This window comes from Streptomyces sp. NRRL F-5650, assembly GCF_000721365.1.
Classification (GTDB): domain Bacteria; phylum Actinomycetota; class Actinomycetes; order Streptomycetales; family Streptomycetaceae; genus Streptomyces; species Streptomyces ardesiacus.
The window spans coordinates 360,824-382,752 of sequence record NZ_JOGV01000001.1; the positions used below are offsets into that span (position 1 = coordinate 360,824).

At 72.2% G+C, this 21,929-nt stretch carries 16 protein-coding genes; 10 read left to right on the forward strand and 6 right to left on the reverse strand.

The genetic code is table 11. The features are described 5' to 3' along the window. Nucleotides 1-93: 93 nt before the first annotated feature. From IG88_RS0101710 to IG88_RS0101730, 5 genes are all read left to right on the forward strand, one after another. Nucleotides 94-1,455, forward strand: coding sequence for an ABC transporter substrate-binding protein (locus IG88_RS0101710; protein WP_031034068.1), 1,362 nt, complete (start codon nt 94-96; stop codon nt 1,453-1,455). Then, complete coding sequence (locus IG88_RS0101715; RefSeq protein ID WP_031034070.1) at nt 1,452-2,387, forward strand: carbohydrate ABC transporter permease; 936 nt, start codon at nt 1,452-1,454, stop codon at nt 2,385-2,387. The genes IG88_RS0101710 and IG88_RS0101715 overlap by 4 nt, the downstream gene beginning before the upstream one ends. A gap of 2 nt (nt 2,388-2,389) precedes the next feature. Continuing rightward, nucleotides 2,390-3,271: a carbohydrate ABC transporter permease gene (locus IG88_RS0101720; RefSeq protein ID WP_030398820.1), complete on the forward strand. Its 882-nt coding sequence runs from the start codon at nt 2,390-2,392 to the stop codon at nt 3,269-3,271. 58 nt (nt 3,272-3,329) lie between these two features. Continuing rightward, complete coding sequence (locus IG88_RS0101725; protein WP_031034072.1) at nt 3,330-5,411, forward strand: glycoside hydrolase family 2 protein; 2,082 nt, start codon at nt 3,330-3,332, stop codon at nt 5,409-5,411. A 65-nt stretch (nt 5,412-5,476) separates the two neighbouring features. Beyond that, nucleotides 5,477-7,144 carry a sialidase family protein gene (locus IG88_RS0101730; protein ID WP_031034074.1) on the forward strand — a complete coding sequence of 556 codons (1,668 nt, stop codon included), beginning with the start codon at nt 5,477-5,479 and terminating at the stop codon, nt 7,142-7,144. A gap of 170 nt (nt 7,145-7,314) precedes the next feature. On the opposite strand, the gene IG88_RS0101735 is transcribed toward IG88_RS0101730, so the two are convergent. From IG88_RS0101735 to IG88_RS0101750, 4 genes are read right to left on the reverse strand one after another with little or no spacing between them, the layout of a single operon-like run. After that, nucleotides 7,315-8,694 carry a GH1 family beta-glucosidase gene (locus IG88_RS0101735; RefSeq protein ID WP_031034077.1) on the reverse strand — a complete coding sequence of 460 codons (1,380 nt, stop codon included), beginning with the start codon at nt 8,692-8,694 and terminating at the stop codon, nt 7,315-7,317. 41 nt (nt 8,695-8,735) lie between these two features. Further along, the gene (locus tag IG88_RS0101740) at nt 8,736-9,563 is read right to left on the reverse strand and encodes a carbohydrate ABC transporter permease (protein ID WP_031034078.1); all 828 of its coding nucleotides are present in this window, start codon (nt 9,561-9,563) and stop codon (nt 8,736-8,738) included. 5 nt (nt 9,564-9,568) lie between these two features. Then, entirely contained in the window at nt 9,569-10,528 is a 960-nt protein-coding gene (locus tag IG88_RS0101745) for a carbohydrate ABC transporter permease (protein WP_031034080.1), read from the reverse strand. 11 nt (nt 10,529-10,539) lie between these two features. Continuing rightward, nucleotides 10,540-11,826 carry an ABC transporter substrate-binding protein gene (locus IG88_RS0101750; RefSeq protein ID WP_031034083.1) on the reverse strand — a complete coding sequence of 429 codons (1,287 nt, stop codon included), beginning with the start codon at nt 11,824-11,826 and terminating at the stop codon, nt 10,540-10,542. Nucleotides 11,827-12,110: 284 nt separating this feature from the next. Between IG88_RS0101750 and yicI the strand changes: the two genes are divergently transcribed. Beyond that, nucleotides 12,111-14,381, forward strand: a complete 2,271-nt coding sequence (gene yicI, locus IG88_RS0101755; RefSeq protein WP_031034084.1) for an alpha-xylosidase — start codon at nt 12,111-12,113, stop codon at nt 14,379-14,381. A 111-nt stretch (nt 14,382-14,492) separates the two neighbouring features. Here the strand turns inward: yicI and IG88_RS0101760 are convergent, their stop codons facing one another. Together IG88_RS0101760 and IG88_RS0101765 are read right to left on the reverse strand one after the other, a co-directional pair. Then, complete coding sequence (locus IG88_RS0101760; protein ID WP_031034085.1) at nt 14,493-15,695, reverse strand: cysteine desulfurase-like protein; 1,203 nt, start codon at nt 15,693-15,695, stop codon at nt 14,493-14,495. 46 nt (nt 15,696-15,741) lie between these two features. Beyond that, nucleotides 15,742-16,461 (reverse strand): aspartate/glutamate racemase family protein, encoded by a 720-nt coding sequence (locus tag IG88_RS0101765; protein ID WP_031034086.1) that lies wholly within the window; start codon nt 16,459-16,461, stop codon nt 15,742-15,744. Between the two features lie 263 nt (nt 16,462-16,724). On the opposite strand from IG88_RS0101765, the gene IG88_RS0101770 reads away from it, so the two are divergent. Genes IG88_RS0101770 through IG88_RS0101785 form a run of 4 tightly spaced genes read left to right on the forward strand, consistent with a single transcriptional unit; the run spans nt 16,725 to nt 21,887 of the window. Next, complete coding sequence (locus IG88_RS0101770; RefSeq protein ID WP_037835164.1) at nt 16,725-18,074, forward strand: purine-cytosine permease family protein; 1,350 nt, start codon at nt 16,725-16,727, stop codon at nt 18,072-18,074. 55 nt (nt 18,075-18,129) lie between these two features. Continuing rightward, the gene (locus IG88_RS0101775) at nt 18,130-19,692 is read left to right on the forward strand and encodes a hydantoinase/oxoprolinase N-terminal domain-containing protein (RefSeq protein ID WP_031034089.1); all 1,563 of its coding nucleotides are present in this window, start codon (nt 18,130-18,132) and stop codon (nt 19,690-19,692) included. Then, the gene (locus IG88_RS0101780) at nt 19,685-20,764 is read left to right on the forward strand and encodes a DUF917 domain-containing protein (protein WP_031034091.1); all 1,080 of its coding nucleotides are present in this window, start codon (nt 19,685-19,687) and stop codon (nt 20,762-20,764) included. The genes IG88_RS0101775 and IG88_RS0101780 overlap by 8 nt, the downstream gene beginning before the upstream one ends. A 10-nt stretch (nt 20,765-20,774) precedes the next feature. Continuing rightward, nucleotides 20,775-21,887 (forward strand): DUF917 domain-containing protein, encoded by a 1,113-nt coding sequence (locus IG88_RS0101785; protein ID WP_051851721.1) that lies wholly within the window; start codon nt 20,775-20,777, stop codon nt 21,885-21,887. The last annotated feature ends 42 nt before the right edge of the window (nt 21,888-21,929 follow it).

Sequence of the window (21,929 nt, forward strand, 5' to 3'; positions counted from 1 at the left end):
CGCCGACGACGCCTGCGCGCGTCCACGTCCACCCCCTGCTCAGCGACCCCGTCTCACGTACTCCCAGCCCGCATCCCGATCGAGGAGCCGTGCATGTCCAGATCATTCGTCCCCCGGCGCAGCGTCCTGCGCGGTGCGCTCGGCGCCGGCGCGCTCGCCGCGGCCGCCGGTCCCCTCGCGGCGTGCGCCCCCGGATCCTCCGGGTCCGAGCCGCGCAAGCTCACCGGGACGCCGGGTGCGTCGGCCAAGGGCGAGATCACCATCTGGAACCGCTCGGGCGACCTGTTCAAGGTCTTCGACGCGGCGATCGACGCCTTCCGCAAGGCCCACCCGGACATCAAGGTCAACCACCAGGCCGTCGACATCGACGCCAAGCTCGCCAACACCCTGATCAGCGGCACCGACCTGCCGGACGGCAGCTTCTGGGACGACGCCAAGATCGGCGGCCAGGCGGAGCACCTGTACGACCTGACCGACCTGATTGCGCCCTACCGCGACAAGACCTCGGCGTACAAGCTCTCGGTCAACACCGTCGACGGCCGGATCTACGGCGTGCCCTGGGACCTGGACCCCGGGCTGCTCTGGTACCGCGAGGACCTGCTGGAGGACGCCGGGGTCGACCCCGGCGGGCTGAAGACCTACGACGACCTGCTGGCGGCGGCCCGGGCGCTGCGGGAGAGGAACCCGAAGGCCCGCCCCCTGCACATGGAGAAGGACCCCTTCCTCGGCCAGCTCTGGCTGGAGATGCTCGCCGGTCAGCAGGGCACCAGCCTCGCCGACGCCGACGGACGGGTACGGCTGGACTCCAAGGAGTACCGCACCATCCTCAACTGGGTCCGGGACGCCGTCGACGACGACCTGGTCACCCACACCGAATACCTCAAGCAGGCCGACCTGGCCGCCCTGGAGAACGGGCAGCAGGCCCTGGTCCCGTGGGCGGTGTGGTGGTCCTTCGCACCCCAGCAACTGCTGAAGAAGGGCAAGGGCAAGTGGCGGGCCGCACCCCTGCCCGCCTGGACCCCGGGCGGGGCCCGCAGCGGCGCCATGGGCGGCAGCAGCTTCATCATCCCGGCGAAGGCGAAGAACCCCGAACTCGCCTGGCTGCTGTACGAGTTCCTGTGCTTCAAGGAGCCCGGCTACAGCGCGGTGTACGGGCCGAGCGAGGTCTACCCGGGCGGTCTGACCACCTCCGTGCCGAGCTACGGACCCGCGCGCCGCCCCGACAAGCCGCTGTTCGAACCGGTGGCCGCGCTCGGCGGACAGGACCTGTGGAAGGTCGCCGTGGACGCCGCCGGCACCATCCCGTCCGCCGCGCCGATCCCGGCCTGGTGGGCCAAGTCCGTCGACTACCTCGGCAACAACCTCCAGCGGCTCATCGAGGGGAAGATGGCACCCGACGACGTCATCGACGACTCCACCAAGAAGATCCAGCGCAACCTGGTGGACCGCGCATGACACCCACCACCCTCACCCCGTCGAGCGCGGAGAAGGCGGCGCCCGGCGCGCCGCGACCCGCCCGCCGCTCCCGGCGCAGGCCCTTCCTCGCGCCCTACCTCTTCGTCGCGCCGTTCTACGTGGTCTTCGCGGCCTTCGGCGTCTACCCCCTCGTCTTCGCACTCCAGTTGAGCTTCACCGACTGGAAGGGCGCCGGCGAGGCGAACTTCATCGGCCTGGAGAACTACACCTACCTGCTCACCAGCGAGGAGTTCTGGTCCTCGCTGGGCAACAGCGCGGTGATGTGGCTGCTGATCGTGCCCCTCCAGATCGTCGGCGGCCTGGCCGCGGCGGTGCTGCTGGCCAACGCGCGGCTGCGGCTGCGCGGCATGTTCCGGGTCGCCTTCATCGCCCCCTTCGTCACCCCGCTGGTGGCGATGGCCCAGGTGTGGATCGTCGCCTTCGACACCGACTACGGGCTGGTCAACCACCTGTTCAACCTGGTCGGCCTGCCGGACGTCGACTGGCTCCAGTCGACCGCCTGGGCCAAACCGACGCTCGCGCTGCTGTTCCTGTGGAAGACCACCGGGTTCGCGATCATCATCCTGCTCGCCGGACTCCAGGCCGTGCCCGCCGACGTGTACGAGGCCGCCGCCCTCGACGGCGCCTCGCGCAAGCGGCAGTTCTGGTCGCTGACCCTGCCACTGGTGCGGCGCAGCATCGCCTTCCTCGTCGTGGTGCAGACCCTCGCGGTGTTCCAGATGTTCGCCGAGCCGTTCGTCGTCACCCAGGGCGGCCCGTACGGCTCGACCACCACCGGCGGGCTCTACCTCTACAACCACATCCTGGCGTCCGACCTCGGGACCGGCGCCGCGAACTCCTTCCTGCTCGTGCTGCTGGTGTTCGCCCTGTCCCTGCTGTCCGTGCGCCTGCTCCGCTCCAAGGACGAGTGACCATGACCAGCCAGACCAAGAAGACGGGCCGGAGCCTGTCCCAGCCCCGGCCGGGGCCGCTCCAGTACCTCGTACTGGGCCTCCTCGCCCTCGTCTTCGTCTACCCCATCTGGTGGGCCGTCAGCTCCTCGCTGAAGCCGCCGGCCGACATCGTCCGCGACCCGCTGTCCTTCTCGCTCGGCTCGGCCACGCTCGACAACTACCGGGCCATGTTCGACGACGTGCCGATCGGCACCGGCTTCGTCAACACCGTGCTCGTCGTGGCCGTCAAGGGCGCGATGACCATGTTCTTCTGCCCGCTGGCCGGCTACGCCTTCGCCAAGTACCGCTTCCCCGGCAAGAACCTGCTCTTCGGCGTGCTGATGCTCACCCTGATGCTGCCGACCCTCGTGCTGGTCATCCCGCTGCTCCTGGAGATGAGCGAACTGGGGTGGGTCAACACGTACCAGGCGCTGATCCTGCCCGGCAGCATCGACGCCTTCAGCATCTTCTGGATGCGGCAGACCATCGCCGCCGTGCCCGACGAACTCCTCGACGCCGGGCGGGTGGACGGGGCGAGCGAGTTCGGCATCTTCGCCCGGATCGTGGTGCCGGTCATCCGGCCGGGCATCGCCGCGCTCGGCGTGCTGACCGCCATGAACATCTACAACGACTTCGTCTGGCCGGTCGTCGCCGTCAACGACGAGAGCCACCAGACCCTCCAGGTCGTCCTCTCCACCCTCGCGCAGAACGTCACCGGCAACCGCGTCGGGGCCGACTTCGCCACCGTCTGGGGCGAACTGCTCGCCGCCGGAAGCATCGCCATGCTGCCCGTGCTCGCCCTGTTCGTCCTGCTGCAACGCCACTTCATCAACGGGATCCTCGCGGGCAGCGTCAAGGGCTGACCTCGCCCCGTACACCGCCCACCGCCCCCAGCCGCACCGAATCGGAGCACACACGCCCATGACCACCCCCCGTCCCGAATACCCCCGCCCGCACTTCGACCGGTCCCACTCCTGGCTCACCCTCAACGGCACCTGGGACTTCCGTGCCGACCCCGCCGAGGCCTACTCCGCCGACGCGTCCGACGGCTACGACCGCGCCATCACCGTGCCCTTCGCCTGGGAGACGCCCGCCTCCGGCATCGCCGAGCACTGGCTCCGGACCGCCTGGTACCGGCGCACGTTCACCGTGCCCGCCGACTGGGCCGGACAGCGCGTCGTGCTGCACTTCGGCGCCGTGCACCACGCCGCCACGGTCTGGGTCAACGGCACCGAGGTCGCCCACCACGAGGGCGGCTACACCCCCTTCGCCGCCGACGTCACCGACGCGCTCGGCGACGGAGAGCACCTGCTCACGGTGCGGGTCCACGCCCCGGCGGACAAGCGGGACATCGCCCACGGCAAGCAGCGCAGCATGCCCCGCGACGACTACGACGGCGTCTGCTTCACCCCCTCCTCCGGCATCTGGCAGAGCGTCTGGCTGGAGGCCCGCCCCGCCACCCACCTCGCCGCGCTCCGGCTGCGCCCGAACGACGACCTGACCGGCATCACCGTCGAAGCCGTCGTGCACGGTCCCGCGGCGGACCGCGCCGAACTGCGGCTGCGGGTACGCGACGAGGACACCGCCGTCACGGCGACCCCGGACCCGGGCGGACGGCTGCGCACCGAACTCCCGCTCCCCGCGCCGAGGCTGTGGTCGCCTGAGGACCCGCACCTCTACCACGTCGACGCCGAACTGACCTCCGCCGACGGCACCGACCGGGTCGCCGCCTACACCGGACTGCGCACCCTCACCGTCGACGGCGAATCCCTGTACCTCAACGGGCGGCGGCTGTTTGTGCGGGGCGTGCTCGACCAGGGCTACTGGCCCGAGACCGGCATCACGGCCCCCGACGACGACGCCCTGCGCCGTGACCTCGAACTCGCGGCCGGGGCCGGCTACAACCTCGTCCGCAAGCACCTCAAGCTGGAGGACCCCCGCTTCACCCACCACGCCGACACCCTCGGCATGCTCCTGTGGGCCGAACCCGCCTCGCCCGGCCGCTTCTCGCCCACCTCCGTCACCGCCTTCACGGAGCAGATCGAGCCGATGGTCGAACGCGACGGCAACAGCCCCGCCATCGTCATCTGGGGCCTGTACAACGAGGAATGGGGCCTGGACTGGGACATCCCCGGCGACCCGGCCAAGCAGCGCGCCACCGCCGACGCCTACGACCGCCTCAAGGCCCTCGACCCCACCCGCCCGGTCGTCGACAACTCCGGCTGGACCCACGTCAAGACCGACCTGCTCGACTGGCACTACTACGACGAGAGCGCCGCCTCCTGGGCCACCACCGTCGCCGACCTGCTCTCCGGCGAACGCGACGACTTCCCCGTCAAGCTCGGCCCCGACTTCGTCGTCCACAAGAAGCTCGCCGTCCCCGGCCAGCCGCTGCGCGGCCTGCCCAACCTCAACAGCGAGTACGGCGGCGGCTTCACCGGCCTGGACCGCGCCTGGCACCTGCGCTGGCAGACCCAGGAGCTGCGCCGTCACGACCGGCTCGCCGGGTACGTGTACACGGAGCTGTACGACATCGAGCACGAGAGCGCCGGGCTGCTGGACTTCGGGCGCGGGGCGAAGGACCTGGCAGGTGTCGACCCGGCCCACGTCAACGCGCCGACCACCCTCGTCCTGGACGTGACGCCGGTGGCGCCGGGCCGCGACCTGCTCACCGCCGGCCCCGACTTCACGGTCGACGTGCACGTCTCCCACCACGGCACCGACCCCGTCGCGGGCACGCTGCACACCACCTGGACCCCGGTGTACGCCAGGACACCCGACGCGCCCGGCGACGCCGTCCCCGGCTGCCGTGCGGAGGCCAAGCCCTACGTCCTCGGCGCCGCCGTCACCGTGCCCGCCACGCTGCCCGACGGCTGGGTCAGCGGCCGGCTGCACCTGGCGCTGGTCGTGGACGGCAGCGTCGCCGCCCGGACCGCGCTGGACGTGGACACGCGCACCGACCCGCACATCGGCGACGACCCACTGGCCCGCCCCACCGCCTGACCTCCGTCCCACCCACCCCGCCGACCCCGCACCATCCGACATCCCCACCACCAAGGAGTCGACCCGTGCGCAACCCCTCACTCACCCACGGAAGATCACCGGCCCTGCTCGGCGTCCTCGCCCTGCTCACGGCCCTGCTGTCCCTGTGGTCGCAGCCCGCGTCGGCGGCGCCCGCCGGGCAGGTCCTGGCGTCACCCGACCTCGCGGCCCACCCGCAGGGCGACAACAGCTACCCCCGCGCCGTCCGCCTCGACCACGACGGCTCGGCCGGCCAGACCATGCTGGCCACCTACGCCAAGCGCGAACAGGGCACCACCAACACGCTGCCCGTCCACCGCAGCACCGACGGCGGCCGCACCTGGAGCGCCGCCCCCCTCTCCACCATCACCTCGCACACGGCGGGCTGGGACATCGAGGCACCCGTCCTCTACGAGGTGCCGCGCACCGCGAACGGCCTGAACCAGGGTGACCTCCTGGCCGCCGGCACCGCATGGCAGGCCGGTGACTACACCACCCAGCGCGTCGAGGTGTTCAAGAGCACCGACCACGGCCGGAGCTGGCAGTACCTCTCCGACTGCACCCGCACCAGCGGCCTGCCCGACACCATCGGGCACGGCATCTGGGAACCGTGGTTCCTGCTGGCCCCCGACAACACACTGGCCTGTTTCATCTCCGACGAGCGGCCCGCCAACAGCCCCACCAACAACCAGGTCATCGGCCACTACACCTCCACCGACGGCGGCCGCACCTGGAGCGGCACGCTCACCCAGGACGTCGCCTTCCCCGCCGACAACCTCGCCCGCCCCGGCATGTCGATCGTCGTCCCGCTGCCCGACGGGCGGTTCATGATGGCGTACGAGATGTGCCGGGACGCCACCGACGCCGACCACGCCTGCGAGGTGTACACCAAGACCAGCCCCGACGGTCTGAACTGGGCGCCCGCCGACGACCGGGGCACCCTCGTGCGCACCGCCGACGGCAGGGAACTGCTGCACACCCCCTACCTCGCCTGGGTACCGGGCGGCGGCCCCGACGGCACCCTGCTGATGTCCGGCCAGCGCGTGGTGAGCGGACCCACCGGGAACAAGACGGTCCTGTCGGAGTCCGGCACCGTGGTCTTCGCCAACACCGACCTCGGCGCGGGGGAGTGGACCGAGATCGAGGCCCCGGTCCTGACCGACCCCACCGGCGGCTACAACCCCGGCGAGCCCTCCTGCCCCGGCTACAGCTCACCGATCGTGCCGCGCGCCGACGGCGCCTCCTTCCTCTACCTGACCGCCACGTGGCTCGGCACCGGCAACCAGTGCCAGGTCCGCTTCGGCACCGGCGGCCTCGGCGGACCGGTCGGCCAGGTCACCACGCCGTGGGTCGCGGGCAAGTGCCTCGACGTCGACACCAACACCAGTGGCAACGGCAACGCCGCCCAGTTGTGGGACTGCAGCACCGCCACCGGACAGCGCTGGTCCGTGGCCCCCGACGGCACGGTGCGCGCCTTCGGCAAGTGCCTGGACATCGACGGCAACGGCACGGCCAACTTCACCAAGGTCCAGGTGTGGGACTGCGCCCCGGGCGTCGGCGGCCAGCAGTGGCGCCACCGGGCCGACGGCTCGCTGTTCAACCCCCAGTCCGGCCGCTGCCTGGACATCCCGTCCGGCGGCACCGCCAACGGCACCAGGCTGCAGATCTACGACTGCAACGGCCTCGGCACCCAGAAGTGGAACCTGCCGGCCTAGGCCCGAGGGCGGTCAACGGCTTCGGGCCCCCTCCTCGCTCGGCGACGCGGCCCGGGGCGCGGCCGGTGCGATCGTCCGCGAGGTGCCGGCCGTGCCGGCGGCGTACGCGGAACGGGACGCGGGCTGACGCGGAGGGCGGCCGTCCGGCCGCCCTCCGTACCCTGCCCGGGTCACCCGCGGTGCGCGGCGATCATGTCCCGGTACCAGTGGTAGCTGTCCTTCGGCGTGCGCTTCTGCGTGTCGTAGTCGACCCGCACGATGCCGAAGCGCTTGTCGTAGCCGTACGCCCACTCGAAGTTGTCCAGCAGGGACCACACGTAGTAGCCGCGCACGTCCACGCCCGCGTCGATCGCCGCACGCAGGGCGGTGAGGTGGTCGCGCAGGTAGGCGACGCGGTCGGTGTCGTGCACCGTGCCGTCGGCGGCGGGCGCGTCGTCCTCCGCCGAGCCGTTCTCGGTGATGTGGACGGGCGGCAGCGCGTCGCCGTACCGCTCCTTCAGGGCGACGAGCAGGTCGGTGAAGCTGTCCGGGACGACCGGCCAGTCCATCGCCGTGTGCCGCACCCCGGGGAGCCGCACCTCCTCGTAGCGGTTGTCCGTCGCCACGCGCAGCGCCGGGTCGGCCTCGCGGTGCGGGGCGTCGGCGACCACGATCGGGCGGTAGTAGTTGACGCCGAGGAAGTCGAGCGGCTGGGAGATCAGCTCCAGGTCGCCGTCGCGGCGGAAGTCCGCCCCGGTGATCAGCTCGCCCCAGGTCTCCTCCTCGGTGGCCGGGTAGCGGCCCGCGAGGATCGGCTCCGTCCACACCAGGTTGTGCTGGGTGTCCGCGCGGACCACCGCCGCGGCGTCGGCGGGGGAGTCGGTCGCGGGCAGGTTGCGGTCCAGGTTGAGCGTGATGCCGACCTCGCGCACCCCGGCCGCGCGCAGCGCCCGCACGGCCAGACCGTGGCCCACCAGCAGGTGGTGGGCGGCGGCCAGCGCGCCCCGGCCCTCCTTGGCGCCCGGCGCGTGCCGGCCGATGGAGTAGCCGAGGAAGGAGCTGCACCACGGCTCGTTGAGCGTGATCCAGCGCGGCACCCGGTCGCCCAGGTGCTCCGCGACCACCGCCGTGTACTCGGCGAACCGCTCCGCCGTCTCCCGCACCCGCCAGCCGCCCCGGTCCTCCAGGGCCTGCGGCAGGTCCCAGTGGTAGAGGGTGGCGGCCGGTTCGATGCCCGCCGCGAGCAGTTCGTCGACAAGACGGGAGTAGAAGTCCAGGCCCTTGGGGTTCACGGCGCCCGAGCCGTCCGGCACGATCCGCGGCCAGGCGATCGAGAAGCGGTACGAGTCCACGCCGAGGTCGCGCAGCAGGGCCACGTCCTCGGGGTAGCGGTGGTAGTGGTCGCAGGCCACGTCGCCGGTGTCGCCCTTCACCACCAGCCCGGGGGTGTGGCTGTAGGTGTCCCAGATCGACGGACCGCGGCCGTCCTCGGCCGCCGCGCCCTCGATCTGGTACGAGGCCGTCGCGGCGCCGAAGACGAAGCCGGGCGGGAAACCGGGGTAGTCACTCATGCTGTGGTGCTCATCTCCGTACGTGCGGGGTGTGCGGGGGTTCACTTGACGGAGCCGCCGGTGATGCCGGCGGCGATGTACTTCTGGGCGAGGACGAGGAGGATCGCGGCGGGCACCGCCGACAGCACGGAGGCGGCCATCACCGAGCCCCAGTCGCCGACGTGCGCGCCGATGTACTGGTAGATGCCCAGGGTGATGGGCTTGACGTCGTCGGTCGTGTTCAGGGTGAGCGCGAACATGAAGTCGCTCCACGAGAACAGGAACGCGAACAGCCCCGACGTGATCAGCGAGTTGCGGCTCATCGGCAGCACCACCCGGACGAAGGTGCGCACCGGTCCCGCCCCGTCGATCTGCGCGGCCTCGATCACCTCGCCCGGGATCGACACCATGAAGGAGCGCATCAGCACGATCGAGAACGGGATGCCCAGCGAGGCGTCGGCCAGCATCAGGCCGAAGTAGGAGTTGACCAGGCCCAGGTCGACGTAGGAGTTGTAGAGCGCGTTGGCGATGACGATGCCCGGCACCATCTGGGTGATCAGCGTGCCGAACACGATGGTGCGCGAACCGCGCAGCCCGAACCGCGCGAGACCGTAGGCGGCCGGCGCGGAGATCACCAGGCAGATGGCGACCGCGCCGAGCGAGACCGCCAGCGAGGTCAGCAGGTGCCCGCCCTGGTCGCTGACCGCCTTGGAGAAGCCGGACAGGTCCAGGCTGCCCGGCACCGGGTCGACCTGGAGCAGCCCCGAGTCGGGCTGGAGCGCGGTGTTGAGCATCCAGTACAGCGGGAACAGCATCACGCACAGGATGAGTACGCCGGCGACGGTGGAACCCCAGCGGCGCCGGGAGGCGGTGGGCGTGTGGGAGGCCATGGACGTCACTTCCCCTCGGTGCGGTTGGCCCGCAGGTAGAACACCGCGAACACGGCGGAGATCAGGATGAGTACGTTGCCGACGACGGCGCCCGCGCCGAAGTCGAGCTGGACGAACGAGTTCTGGTAGGTCAGGGTGCCGAGCGTCTGGGTGGCGTCGGCCGGACCGCCGTCGGTCAGGGCGAGGATCAGGTCGAGGATCTTCACCGTCGACATGAAGCCGAGCACGAGGACGACCGTGACGACGGGCTTGAGCATCGGCAGGGTGACCGAGCGGAAGGTCCGCCAGGCCGAGGCGCCGTCGAGGGCGGCCGCCTCGTGCAGCTCCTTCGGGATCTCCTGGAGACCGCCGTACAGGATGACCATGTTGAACGGGATGCCGATCCAGATGTTGACCAGGACGACCGACAGCAGGGCCATTTCCGGACTGGTCAGCCACGGGGTGTGGCCGCCGATGCCCAGCGTGTCCAGGAACGAGTTGAGCACGCCCGTGTCCTGGTCGAGGATGCGCCGCCAGACGATGCAGGACACCACCATGGGCACCAGCCAGGGCAGCAGGATCAGCGAGCGCAGCACCCCGTTGAGCGGGAAGCGGCGGCTGAAGAAGACCGCGAGCGCCAGGCCGATGCAGAACTGCCCGAGCAGCGAGCCGGCCGTGAAGACGAGCGTGTGCCACAGGGCCTTGCCGAACAGGGCGTCCTGGAACACGTTGGACCAGTTGTCGGCGCCGTTGAAGGGCGCCTCACCGGTGAAGAAGGTCTTCGGCGTGTAGTCCTGGAAGCTCATCACGACGTTGCGCACGAGCGGGTAGCCGAAGAACAGCAGCATGAAGACGACGGCGGGGGCGACGAACCCCCACTGGGCGAGCCTGCGGCGGCGCGCGATCCGGCCGGGGTCCGGCGCGGCGGGCGACGTGGACGCCTTCGCGGGCGCCTGCGCGGAGACGGTGGAGGTGGGCGTGGTCATGGGGACGTACCTCAGTTCCCGCTCGTGGCCCGCTGCTGGGCGCGCTTCAGGGCGGTCTCACTGGACTGGCCGGTCAGGGCGGACTGGAAGGCGCTCTGCAGGGCGAGCGACACACTCGACCAGCCGGCGCCGAGCTTGGCCGTCCGGGACCGGGCGACGGCCACCTGGTCGGCGAGGGAGTCCAGCTCGGGCACCTTCTCGCGCCAGACGGCGGCGGCCTTGGCGTTGGCCGGGACCATCCAGCTGTTGAGCGCGTAGGTGAGCTGCTCCTTCTCGCTCGCCAGACAGGCGACGATCTTCCCGGCGGTCTTCTCCCGGGCCTCGTCACCGGTGTTCGGCACGGTCAGGACCGCGCCGCCGAGCGGACCCACCGAGTCCTCGCCCTCCTCGGGCACCGGGATCGGCGCGATGCCCCAGTGCAGCGACTTGTCGCTGTTGAGGGTCTCCACCTGCCACGGTCCGTTGACCATCATCGCCGCGTTGCCGGCCATGAACTGGTCGTTGACGTCCGCCTGCGTCCAGTTGACCGTGGACTTCGAGAGCGAGCCGTCCTTCAGCAGACTCTTCCAGTAGTCCAGGGCCTCCACGACCTTCGGGCTGTCCAGGTCGGTCTCGTCGCCGCCGTTGGACCACATGAAGGGCGTGAACTGGAAGACGCCGTCCTCGGCACCGCCCGCGCTGAGCGCCAGGCCGTACTGCTTGCCCCGCGTGAGCTTCTTCGCGGTCTCGCGCAGCTCGGCCCAGGTGCTCGGCACCTTCACGCCCGCCTTGTCGAGGACGTCCTTGTTGTAGAAGAGGGCGAGGGTGTTCACGGAGCGGGCCGCGCCGTAGTACGTGCCCTTGTAGGAGCCGAAGTCGACGATCCCGTCGGGGATGTCCTCGGTGCTCAGGCCGAGCGTCCTCAGGTCCACCAGGCCGCCCGCGTCGGCGAAGGTCGGCATCTCGGACGCGTCGAACTGCACGATGTCGGGCAGCGACTTGGAGGAGGCCATGCGCAGCGCCTTCGTCATCACCTGCGCGGCGGGGACGCTCTGCTGCTCGATGGTGACGCCCAGCTCCTTGCCGCAGCGGGCCATCGCCTCCGCGTCCCAGCGGTGGTACGACTCGTCGGTCGAGGAGTTCATCACGGTGTACGTGTCGGCGTCGCGCTGCTGTCCGCAGCCGGCCAGCGCCGCTCCGGCGACCAGCACGGACACGGCCGTGAACGGCGCGAGAACGCGGCGTGAGCGTCCACGCCCGCGGCGCGTGGCAGCCGGAGGGTGTGCTGTCAAGGCGAGCGAGGTGAAGCGCTTCGACATGGTGCGGCCCTTGCTGTCGTACCGTCCGGCTTCCTTGCCGGACCGATTTGTTTGATGACATGACTAATACGTCACGAACCTGCTTCGGCGCTAGAGGAAAGTGGCCCCCCTCTCTCGGCTCCGTTGGGTGACGAAGTTGTTCTCCGTGGTGATAACCGCTGGTCAGATGCGTTTCACCGTGATGAACGCCTCGGCGCGGGGATTTGCTTTGTGTACGATCAAAACGCTGTGAGACGGCCTCCGTGCTCCCCATCCGACAGCTCCCGCCCCACCCGAGGAAGATCATGAAGTTCACCGACGGCTTCTGGCTCATCCGCGAGGGTGTGCATCTCTCGTACGCCACCGAGGTACGCGATGTACGTCCCCAATCGAAGCGCTTCACCGCCCATGCCGCCGTGAAGAAGGTGACGCGGAGGGGGGACACGCTCAACGCGCCGCTCCTCACGGTCGAGTGCTTCTCTCCCGCCGAGGGCGTCATCGGCGTCCGCGTCACCCACCACGCCGGCAAGCGCCGGCCCGGCCCCGACTTCGCCCTCGCCGGCGCGGCCGACGGGGCCGGCGAGGTCCGCCAGGACGGCACCGTCACCGAGCTGACCAGCGGTCCGCTCACCCTCCGCCTGGACCGCGAGGGCCCCTGGGGCCTCACCTTCCACGGCGCGGACGGACGCGAGCTGACCCGCGCCGACGCCAAGGGCACCGCCTTCGCCACCACCGGCGACGGCGCCCACCACATGCTCGGCCGCCTCGCCCTCGGCGTGGGCGAGCAGATCTACGGCCTCGGCGAGCGCTTCACCCCGTTCGTCAAGAACGGCCAGGTCGTCGACATGTGGCAGGCCGACGGCGGCACCAGCAGCGAGCAGGCGTACAAGAACATCCCGTTCTACCTCTCCTCGCGCGGCTACGGCGTCTTCGTCAACCACCCCGGCGCCGTCTCCTTCGAGGTCGGCTCCGAGTCCGTCGGCCAGGTGCAGTTCAGCGTCGAGGACCAGACGCTGGAGTACTACGTCGTCGCCGGGCCCACCCCCAAGGACGTCCTCACCCGCTACACCGCCCTCACCGGCCGCCCCGCCCTGCCGCCCGCCTGGTCCTTCGGCCTGTGGCTCACCACGTCCTTCACCACGTCGTACGACGAGCGGACCGTGACGTCCTTCGTGGACGGCATGGCCGAGCGCGGCATCCCGCTCTCGGTCTTCCACTTCGACTGCTTCTGGATGCGCGAGTACCAGTGGTGCGACTTCCAGTGGGACCCGGACGTCTTCCCGGACCCCGACGGCATGCTCGCCCGGCTCAAGGCCAAGGGGCTGCGGGTCAGCGCCTGGATCAATCCCTACATCGCCCAGAAGTCCCCGCTGTTCGACGAGGCCGCCGCCCTCGGGCACCTGGTGCGCAGGCCGGACGGCGACATCTGGCAGTGGGACCTGTGGCAGGCCGGCATGGGGCTGGTCGACTTCACCAGCCCGGCCGCCCGCGACTGGTACGCCGGGAAGCTCAAGCCGCTGCTCGACCAGGGCGTGGACTGCTTCAAGACCGACTTCGGCGAGCGCGTTCCCACCGACGTGGTCTGGCACGACGGCTCCGACCCGGAGCGCATGCACAACTACTACACGCACCTGTTCAACCGCACCGTCTTCGAACTCCTGGAGAAGGAGCGCGGTCAGGGCGAGGCCGTCCTCTTCGCCCGTTCGGCGACCGCGGGCGGCCAGCAGTACCCGGTCCACTGGGGCGGCGACTGCTGGTCGTCCTTCGAGGCGATGGCCGAGTCACTGCGGGGCGGTCTGTCCCTGTCCCTGAGCGGCTTCGGCTTCTGGAGCCACGACATCGGCGGCTTCGAGGGCACGCCCGACCCCGCGGTCTTCAAGCGCTGGCTGGCCTTCGGCCTGCTCTCCTCGCACAGCAGGCTGCACGGCTCCTCGTCGTACCGGGTGCCGTGGGAGTTCGGCGAGGAGGCCGTCGACGTCGCCCGCAGCTTCACCCTCCTCAAGCACCGCCTGATGCCGTACCTGTACGGCGTCGCCGCCGAGGCCCACCGCACCGGCGTGCCGATGATGCGGCCGATGGTCCTGGAGTTCCCGCACGACCCGGCGTGCCGTCCGCTGGACCGCCAGTACATGCTCGGCCCCGACGTCCTGGTCGCCCCGGTCTTCACCGAGGAGGGCGAGGTCGAGGTCTACCTCCCCGCGGGCACCTGGACCCACCTCCTGTCCGGCGAGCGCGTCACCGGCCCGGCCTGGCGCACCGAACGGCACGGCTACGACAGCCTGCCGCTGTACGTCCGCGAGGGCGCCGTCCTGCCGCTGGCCTCCGACGACCAACGGCCCGACGGCGACTGGCTGGACGCGCCGACCCTGCTGGTCCACCCGGGCGCCGACGCCGACTACGCGGCCGAGGTCACCGTGCCCGACCTGCTGGGCACACCGGCCGCGAGCTTCCACGTGCGGCGCGACGGGGACGCCCTGCGGGTCACCGCGAGCGGTACGGACCGCCCCTTCACCGTCCGGGTCGCGGGCGGCGCGAGCGCCGAGGGCGCGGGGGAGGTGACCGTACCGCTGAGCTGACTCCGGCGAAGGGGGCGGACCACACGGCGAAGCGGCACGCGGGGGCGCGTGCCGCTTCGCTCCGCCGGGCGTTCCGCCCGGGCGTTCCGCGGGGTGGTGGGTGGGAGTGTCTCAGCGCTCCAGGGTGCCCAGCGCCGTCAGCAGCCGGTCCACGTCCTCCGCGCTGGAGTACGGCGCGAGGCCCACGCGTACGCCGCCCTCGTCGCCCAGGCCCAGCCGGCGCGCCGCCTCCACCGCGTAGAAGGAACCGGCCGGCGCGTCGACCGCCCGCTCGGCGAGCTGCCGGTAGACGTCGGCCGGGCGCAGGCCCGCCACGGTGAACAGCAGTGTCGGAGTGCGCCGCGCGGCCCGTGAGTACACGGTGATCCCGTCGAGCTCCGCGAGCCCTCGTTCGAGCCGCTCGCGCAGCGCGTCCTCGTGCGCCTCCAGTGCCGCGAAGGAGGCGACCAGCCGCTCCCGGCGCGAGCCCCGGGCCTCGGGGTCGAGCCCCGCCAGGAAGTCCACCGCCGCGCTCGCCCCGGCCAGCAACTCGTAGGGCAGGGTGCCCAGTTCGAAGCGCTCGGGCACGGTGTCGGCGGACGGCAGCAGCTTGTCCGGGCGCAGCGACTCCAGCAGCTCGGCCCGGCCGGTCAGCACGCCCAGGTGCGGGCCGAGGAACTTGTACGGCGAGCACACCAGCGTGTCCGCGCCCGTCGCCGCCAGGTCCACCACGGCGTGCGAGGCGTAGTGCACCGCGTCGACGTGGAAGTGCGCCCCGTTCGAGTGCACGAGGGACGCCAGCGCCGGCAGGTCCGGCATGGTCCCGATCAGGTTCGACGCGGCGGTCACCGCGACCAGCCTGGTGCGCGGCCCCAGCACCGCCGCGAGGTGTTCGGGACGCAGCTCGCCCGTGGCCGGGTCGAAGTCCGCCCACCGCACGTCTGCCCCGGCCGCCTCGGCCGCCTGCACCCAGGGCCGGATGTTCGAGTCGTGGTCGAGCCGGGTGACCACCACCTCGTCGCCCGGCCCCCAGCCCTTGGCCAGGGTCCGCGACAGGTCGTAGGCGAGCTGGGTGGCGCTGCGCCCGAAGACGACCGTCTCCGGCGTGGTCCCGAGGAGGTCGGCGAGCGCGGACCGCGCCTCGCCGACGATCCGGTCCGCGTTGCGCTCGCCCTCGGTGTTGCGCCCACGGTTGGCGAGTGGTGCGGTCAGTGCCGCCGCGATGGCGTCGATCACCGGCTGCGGGGTCTGCGTACCGCCCGGCGCGTCGAACCGCGCGGTACCGGACTTCAGGGCGGGCACGTGCGCGCGGATCGCGGCGACGTCGAGGGCCATGGGGCAACTCCAGGGTCGTGGGGCCAGGCGGACGGGGGGATGGTCGTCAGGCGATGCGGTCCTTCGGCCGGGGCGGCAGGTAGGTGGTGCGGCTGGGCCGCACCCCGAGCCGCACCTGCGACTCCAGCCACATGATCGCAGCACCCGTCGGGTCGACGACAGGGACGAACGGGCCCTCGGCGGCCAGGCGCTCCTGGAGGGCCGCGGCGACGCCCAGCATCCCGGTGCAGCCCAGCACGATCACGTCCGCCTCCCGCGCCGCCACCGCGGCCCGGGCCTGCTCGGCGAGTGCGTCGACCAGCCGGTCGCCGGCGTCCAGGTCGAGGACGGGGATGTCGACGACCCGGATCGGTCCGACCCGTCCGGTCAGCGCGTAGCGCCGGACCAGGCCGTGCAGCATCGGCAGCACGTTCGGCAGGACGGTGATCACCCCCGTGCGCTCGCCGAGAGCGAGGGAGGTGAGCACGGCGGGCTCGAAGCCGCCGACCACCGGGATGTCCACGATCTCCCGGGCCGCCTGCACGCCCGGGTCGCCGAAGCAGCTGACGAACACCGCGTCCGCGCCGTCCGCGGCGGCTTCACCCACCGCGTCGAGGATGCCGGGGCCGGCGAGGGCCTCGTCGTACTCGGACTCGATGGAGGCGGTGCCCCGCGCGATGCGGCGGACCTCGACCTCCGTGCCGGGCGACACCCAGGCACCCACCTCGCGGCGGACCTCCTCGGTGAACGCGTCGGTGATGACGGGGAGCACGACCGTGAGCTTCACAGCACCTCCAGGGGGCGGGTGGGGCGGTCGCCCCACCCTGTGCGGGCCCGCCGAGGGGCACAAGGTGCGAGGCGCACAGCCGGGCGGCGGCGACCGTGCCGACCGCACCGCCGACGCGTCCGTCCCGGTCCGTGGCCACCGCCCGGCTGTGCGGAGTGCACAGCCGATGCCGTGAACCGGTGCCTGATGCACGGTGACCGCCCGCAGGCGGCGGCCTAGTCTCGGCGCACCGCACCCGGCGCCCCCGCCCCTCTGGAGTCCCCATGGCGTCCTCTACAGGACACGACGACCACGCGCTGGCCCGCGTGCCGCAGACCGCCCGGTTCCACTGGTTCTCGGTGGCGACCCAGCGCTTCGGCCAGCTCTCCACCCTGGCCAGCTTCCTCATCGGCGCGACCCTCGGCTTCGGCATGACCTTCTGGAACGCCGTGCTCGCCATCACCCTCGGCGCGGTGATCCTCGAGGTCATGACGGTCTTCACCGGCATCGCCGGTCAGCGCGAGGGGCTCTCCACGTCGCTGCTGGCACGCTGGACCGGGTTCGGCGCGGCCGGCGCCTCCCTCATCGGACTCGCCATCGGCCTCAGCGCCGTCGGCTGGTTCGGCATCCAGAACGCGGTCTCCGCGGACGGCCTGGCGAACCTCGTCGGTGTCCTGCCCTCCTGGGGCTGGGCCCTGGTGGTGGGACTGCTCATCACCGCGATCGTGGTCCACGGCGTCGGCTCCATGGCGTGGGCCGCCTACGTCACCGTCCCCGCCTTCCTGCTGATGGCGGGCTGGTCCATCACCGTCGAACTGTCCCGGCACGACCTGGGCGCGCTGACCTCCGCCCAGCCGGCAGGACCCTCGCTGTCCCTGCTCCAGGGCACCACCATCGTCGCGGGCGGCTTCATCGTCGGCGCGGTCATCACCCCCGACATGAGCCGCTTCAACCGCAGCGGCAAGGACGTCGTCAAGCAGACGGTCGTCGGCATCACGGTCGGCGAGTACGTCATCGGCCTGATCGGGGTACTCCTCGCACTCGCCCTGCGCACCAACGACGTCATCGCCATCGTCACGTCCACCTCGGGCTTCCTCGGCACACTGATCATCGTGGCCGCCACCATCAAGGTGAACGACTGGAACCTGTACGCCGCCTCCCTCGGCGTCGTCACCTTCGTCGACCAGGCCTTCGGCCGCCGCCTCCACCGGGGCGCCGTCACCGTCGTCGTCGGGGTGCTCGGCTCCGTGCTGGGCGCGGCCGGGGTCCTCGACAACTTCACCGACTTCCTCGACCTGCTGGGCGTCCTCTTCCCGCCGATCGCCGGGATCATGGTCGCCGAGTACTTCGTCGCCCGCACCTGGCGCTCCGGCCTGGACGAGACCCGTGACAGCGGCGAACTCCCCGCCGCCTCGCCCATGTGGGTGCCCGCCGGACTGATCACCTGGGCCGTCGCGGCCGTCGTGGGGAAGTACGTCGACTGGGGCCTGCCGTCGATCAACTCGATCGCCGTCGCCCTCGTGCTCTACCTCGCCGCCGCCCGCCTCGGCCTGGTCCGCGGGGTGGGCACCGCACCGACCCGCCGCGCCGTCCCCGGGACGGCGACCGGCACCCCCGGCGTCCCCGCCGCCTGACCGCGCAGGCCACCGGCGTACGCGGCCACCGAAAGAGAAAGGCAGGACAACCCACATGCTCCGACTGGGCATCGACGTGGGCGGCACCAACACCGACGCCGTCCTCATCGACGGCGACCGGGTGCTGGGCGCCGTGAAGGCGTCCACCACGGCCGACGTCACCGGCGGCATCGTCACCGCCCTCGGCGACCTCCGGCAAGCCACCGGCTTCGACCCGGCCGCCGTGCACGCGGTGATGATCGGCACCACGCACTTCATCAACGCGCTGGTGGAGGGCGAGCGCCTGGCGCAGACCGCCGCCATCCGGTTCGGGCTGCCCGCCACCCGCGCCCTGCCCCCGCTGGTCGACTGGCCCGACCGCCTGGTCACCGCGATCGGCGGCCACAGCCATCTGTGCCACGGCGGACACGAGTACGACGGCAGCCCTATCGCGGACTTCGACGAGGCCGAGTTCCGCGCGGTCCTGGACCGGGCCGTCGCCGCCGGCGCCACCTCCTTCGCGCTGTCCTCCGTCTTCTCCCCGGTCAACGCGGAGTTCGAGACCCGTGCCGCCGAGATCATCGCCGAGCAACTGCCCGGCGCCCCGGTGAGCCTCTCCCACGAGATCGGCCGCATGGGCCTGCTCGGCCGGGAGAACGCCACCGTCGTCAACGCCGCCCTGCGCGGCCTCGCCGACCAGGTCGCCACCGGACTGCTCCGCACGGTCGCGGAGGCCGGCATCAACGCGCCGGTCTTCCTCAGCCAGAACGACGGCACCCTGATGGACGTCGACTACGCCCGCCGCTACCCGGTGGCGACCTTCGCGTCGGGGCCGACCAACTCCATGCGCGGCGCCGCGTTCCTGTCCCGGCTGCCGTCCTGCGCCGTCGTCGACATCGGCGGCACCACCAGCGACGTCGGCATCCTCCAGCAGGGCTTCCCGCGCGAGGCGTCCACGGACGTCAACGTGGCCGGCGTGCAGACCAACTTCCGCATGCCCGACGTGCTCTCGATCGGCATCGGCGGCGGCAGCCACGTCCTGCACCAGGCGTCCGGCACCGCCGTCGGCCCCGCCAGCGTCGGCTACCGGCTCGCCCAGGAGGCCCTCGTCTTCGGCGGCACCCGCCTCACCGCCACCGACGTCGCGGTGGCCGGTGGGCGCGCCGAGGTGGGGGACGCCTCGCTCGTCGCCCACCTCGACAAGAGCGTGGTGGACGCCGCCCTGCGCGTCGTCGACGACCGGCTCGCCGAGGTCGTCGACCGGATGCGGGCCTCCGCCGAACCGGTGCCCGTCGTCGCCGTCGGCGGCGGCAGCATCCTGGTGCCCGAGGACCTCGCGGGCGCGTCCCGCGTGGTGCGCCCCGACCACTTCGCCGTGGCCAACGCCATCGGCGCGGCGATCGCCCAGGTCGGCGGCGAGGTCGACCGGGTCTACTCGGTCGTCCCGCAGCAGCGCGACACCGTGCTCGACGAGGCCCGTCAGGAAGCCGTCGACTGGGCGGTGGCCGCCGGAGCCCGGCCGGGCTCCGTCGAGATCGTCGACATCGAGGAAGTACCGCTGGCCTACCTGCCGGGCAACGCCACCCGGATCCGGGTCAAGGCCGTCGGAGAGCTGAGCCTGGGAGGCCCCCGTGCGTGAGATCACCGCCGACCACCTGCCCGACCTCGCCCGCGGGGCCGCCGTGCTCGGCACCGGGGGAGGCGGCGACCCGTTCGTCGGCCGCCTCCTCGCCGAGCAGGCGCTGAAACGGAACGGTCCCGTCACCCTCCTCGGCCTCGACGAGATCGACGACGGGGCGTTCATCGTCCCGACCGCCTTCATGGGGGCGCCCACGGTGATGCTGGAGAAGCTCCCCTCGGGCGACGAGATCATCGGCGCCATGCGGGCCCTGGAGGAACTCCTCGGCCGCAGGGCCACCCACACCGTCTCCATCGAGGCGGGCGGCCTGAACTCCATGTCGCCGTTCGTCGCCGCCGCCGAGGCGGGCGTCCCGCTGATCGACGCCGACGGCATGGGCCGTGCCTTCCCCGAGCTGCAGATGCTGCTGCCCACCCTGGGCGGTGTGCAGGCGTCCCCGATGGCGCTCGCCGACGAGCGCGGCAACTCCGTCACCCTGCGCACCGACGGCAACGCGTGGGCGGAACGCCTCGCCCGCGCCGCCACCGTCGAGATGGGCTGCAGCGCGGCGGTCAGCCTGTACGCCCTCACCGGCCGCCAGGCCAAGGACCACCTGGTGCCCGGCACCCTGACCCTGTGCGAGCGGGTCGGCCGGGCCATCCGCGAGGCCCGCGAGGGCCACGAGGATCCGGTGGCGGCGGCGTCCGGTGTCCTCGGCGGCCGGACGGTCTTCACCGGAAAGATCGGGGACGTGCAGCGCACCACGACGGGTGGCTTCGCCCGCGGCACGGCCCGGCTCACCGGCCTCGACGCCGACACCGGGTCCGCGCTGGAGCTGTCCTTCCAGAACGAGAACCTCGTCGCCACCCGCGACGGCGAGGTCGTTGTCAGCGTCCCCGACCTGATCTGCGTCCTCGACACCGACTCCGGCGAACCGGTCACCACCGAGACGCTCCGCTACGGCCTGCGGGTCAGCGTCCTCGGTGTGCCCTGCGACCCGCGCTGGCGCACCCCCGAGGGGCTCGACCTGGCCGGGCCCGGCTACTTCGGCTACGCGCACGAGTACGTCCCGTTCCCCGGCGCGGAAGTGTGATGATCGAAGGGTGACCCGCACGTCCGCCGAGGCCCCCTCGCCCGTGTCGCCCGCGCCGCTGTCCGCCGCGCGGGTGCCGGCGCTGGCCGCCGGAGCGACCCTGCTCGGCTCCGGCGGCGGGGGAGAGGTGGCGACCGGCGCGCTGCTGCTGAGCCGTGAGCTGGCCGGGGCACCGGTGCCGCTGATCGCCGCCGCGGCGTTGGCGCCGGACACCCTCGTGGTGCACGCCGGGCTCGTCGGCGCCCCCGACGTACTGGCCGAACGGCTCGCCGACCCCGACGACTTCGCCGACGCCGTACGCACCGCCGCCGAGGTGGCGGGCGGGTCGGCGGGTGCGGTCGGGGTCATCGAGATCGGCGGCCTCAACGCCGTCGTCGCCGCGGTGGCGGCCGCCCGGCTCGGCCTGCCGCTCGTCGACGGCGACCTCATGGGACGGGCCTTCCCCCGCATCGACCAGACCGTGGCCGCCGTGGCCGGGGTGGACCCGGCGCCGCTCGTCCTGGTCGGCCCCGGCGGGAACTCCGTCGTCGTCCGGCAGTGCTCACGCCGCCTGGCCGAACGGCTGCTGCGCGCCAACGTCCTCGCCCTCGGCGGGGCCGCCGCCCTCGCCGTCCACCCCCTGCCCGCCGCCCGGCTCGCGGCGATGGGGGTGCGCGGCTCCGTCTCCGCCTGCCTCGGACTCGGCGACCGCCTCCTCACCGCGCGGGACACGGGGGGCACGCCCGAGGGCCTGGCCGACGCCCTCGGAGCCGAACTGCTCGCGGTCGGCCGTGTCGAGGAGCTGGCCCCCCGCCAGGACCTCACCCCCGGGTGGGCGACCCTCACCGACGGGCGTACCGGCGCCGTGGTCCGGGTGGACCTCCTGGACGAGTACCTGGCCGTCACGGTCGACGGCGTCACCCGGGCCGCCACCCCGCAGATCATCGCCGCCGTCGACCCCAGCGGCCGCCGCCCCCTGCGCGCCGACCAGCTCCGCACCGGCGGCCACCTGATCCTGCTCCGGCTCCCGTCCCTGCACGCATGGCCCGCCGAGGCGGAACCCCTGGTCGGCCCCGCCGCTTTCGGTCTGGACCTGGCGCCGTCCACCGGCCCGGTCGCCGGCTCGCCGGGGGGATGGTTGTGATCCCGGCTGTGGGTGTCGTCGCCCGGTGGCGTGGTAGCGGCC

What these genes read in the sequence shown, in the direction of transcription:
- yicI (WP_031034084.1), top strand. Translation starts at nt 12,111, where the DNA reads ATGAAGTTCACCGACGGCTTCTGGCTCATCCGCGAGGGTGTGCATCTC.
- IG88_RS0101720 (WP_030398820.1), top strand. Translation starts at nt 2,390, where the DNA reads ATGACCAGCCAGACCAAGAAGACGGGCCGGAGCCTGTCCCAGCCCCGG.
- IG88_RS0101710 (WP_031034068.1), top strand. Translation starts at nt 94, where the DNA reads ATGTCCAGATCATTCGTCCCCCGGCGCAGCGTCCTGCGCGGTGCGCTC.
- IG88_RS0101735 (WP_031034077.1), bottom strand. Translation starts at nt 8,694, where the DNA reads ATGAGTGACTACCCCGGTTTCCCGCCCGGCTTCGTCTTCGGCGCCGCG.
- IG88_RS0101740 (WP_031034078.1), bottom strand. Translation starts at nt 9,563, where the DNA reads ATGGCCTCCCACACGCCCACCGCCTCCCGGCGCCGCTGGGGTTCCACC.
- IG88_RS0101770 (WP_037835164.1), top strand. Translation starts at nt 16,725, where the DNA reads ATGGCGTCCTCTACAGGACACGACGACCACGCGCTGGCCCGCGTGCCG.
- IG88_RS0101775 (WP_031034089.1), top strand. Translation starts at nt 18,130, where the DNA reads ATGCTCCGACTGGGCATCGACGTGGGCGGCACCAACACCGACGCCGTC.
- IG88_RS0101745 (WP_031034080.1), bottom strand. Translation starts at nt 10,528, where the DNA reads ATGACCACGCCCACCTCCACCGTCTCCGCGCAGGCGCCCGCGAAGGCG.
- IG88_RS0101725 (WP_031034072.1), top strand. Translation starts at nt 3,330, where the DNA reads ATGACCACCCCCCGTCCCGAATACCCCCGCCCGCACTTCGACCGGTCC.
- IG88_RS0101715 (WP_031034070.1), top strand. Translation starts at nt 1,452, where the DNA reads ATGACACCCACCACCCTCACCCCGTCGAGCGCGGAGAAGGCGGCGCCC.
- IG88_RS0101750 (WP_031034083.1), bottom strand. Translation starts at nt 11,826, where the DNA reads ATGTCGAAGCGCTTCACCTCGCTCGCCTTGACAGCACACCCTCCGGCT.
- IG88_RS0101760 (WP_031034085.1), bottom strand. Translation starts at nt 15,695, where the DNA reads ATGGCCCTCGACGTCGCCGCGATCCGCGCGCACGTGCCCGCCCTGAAG.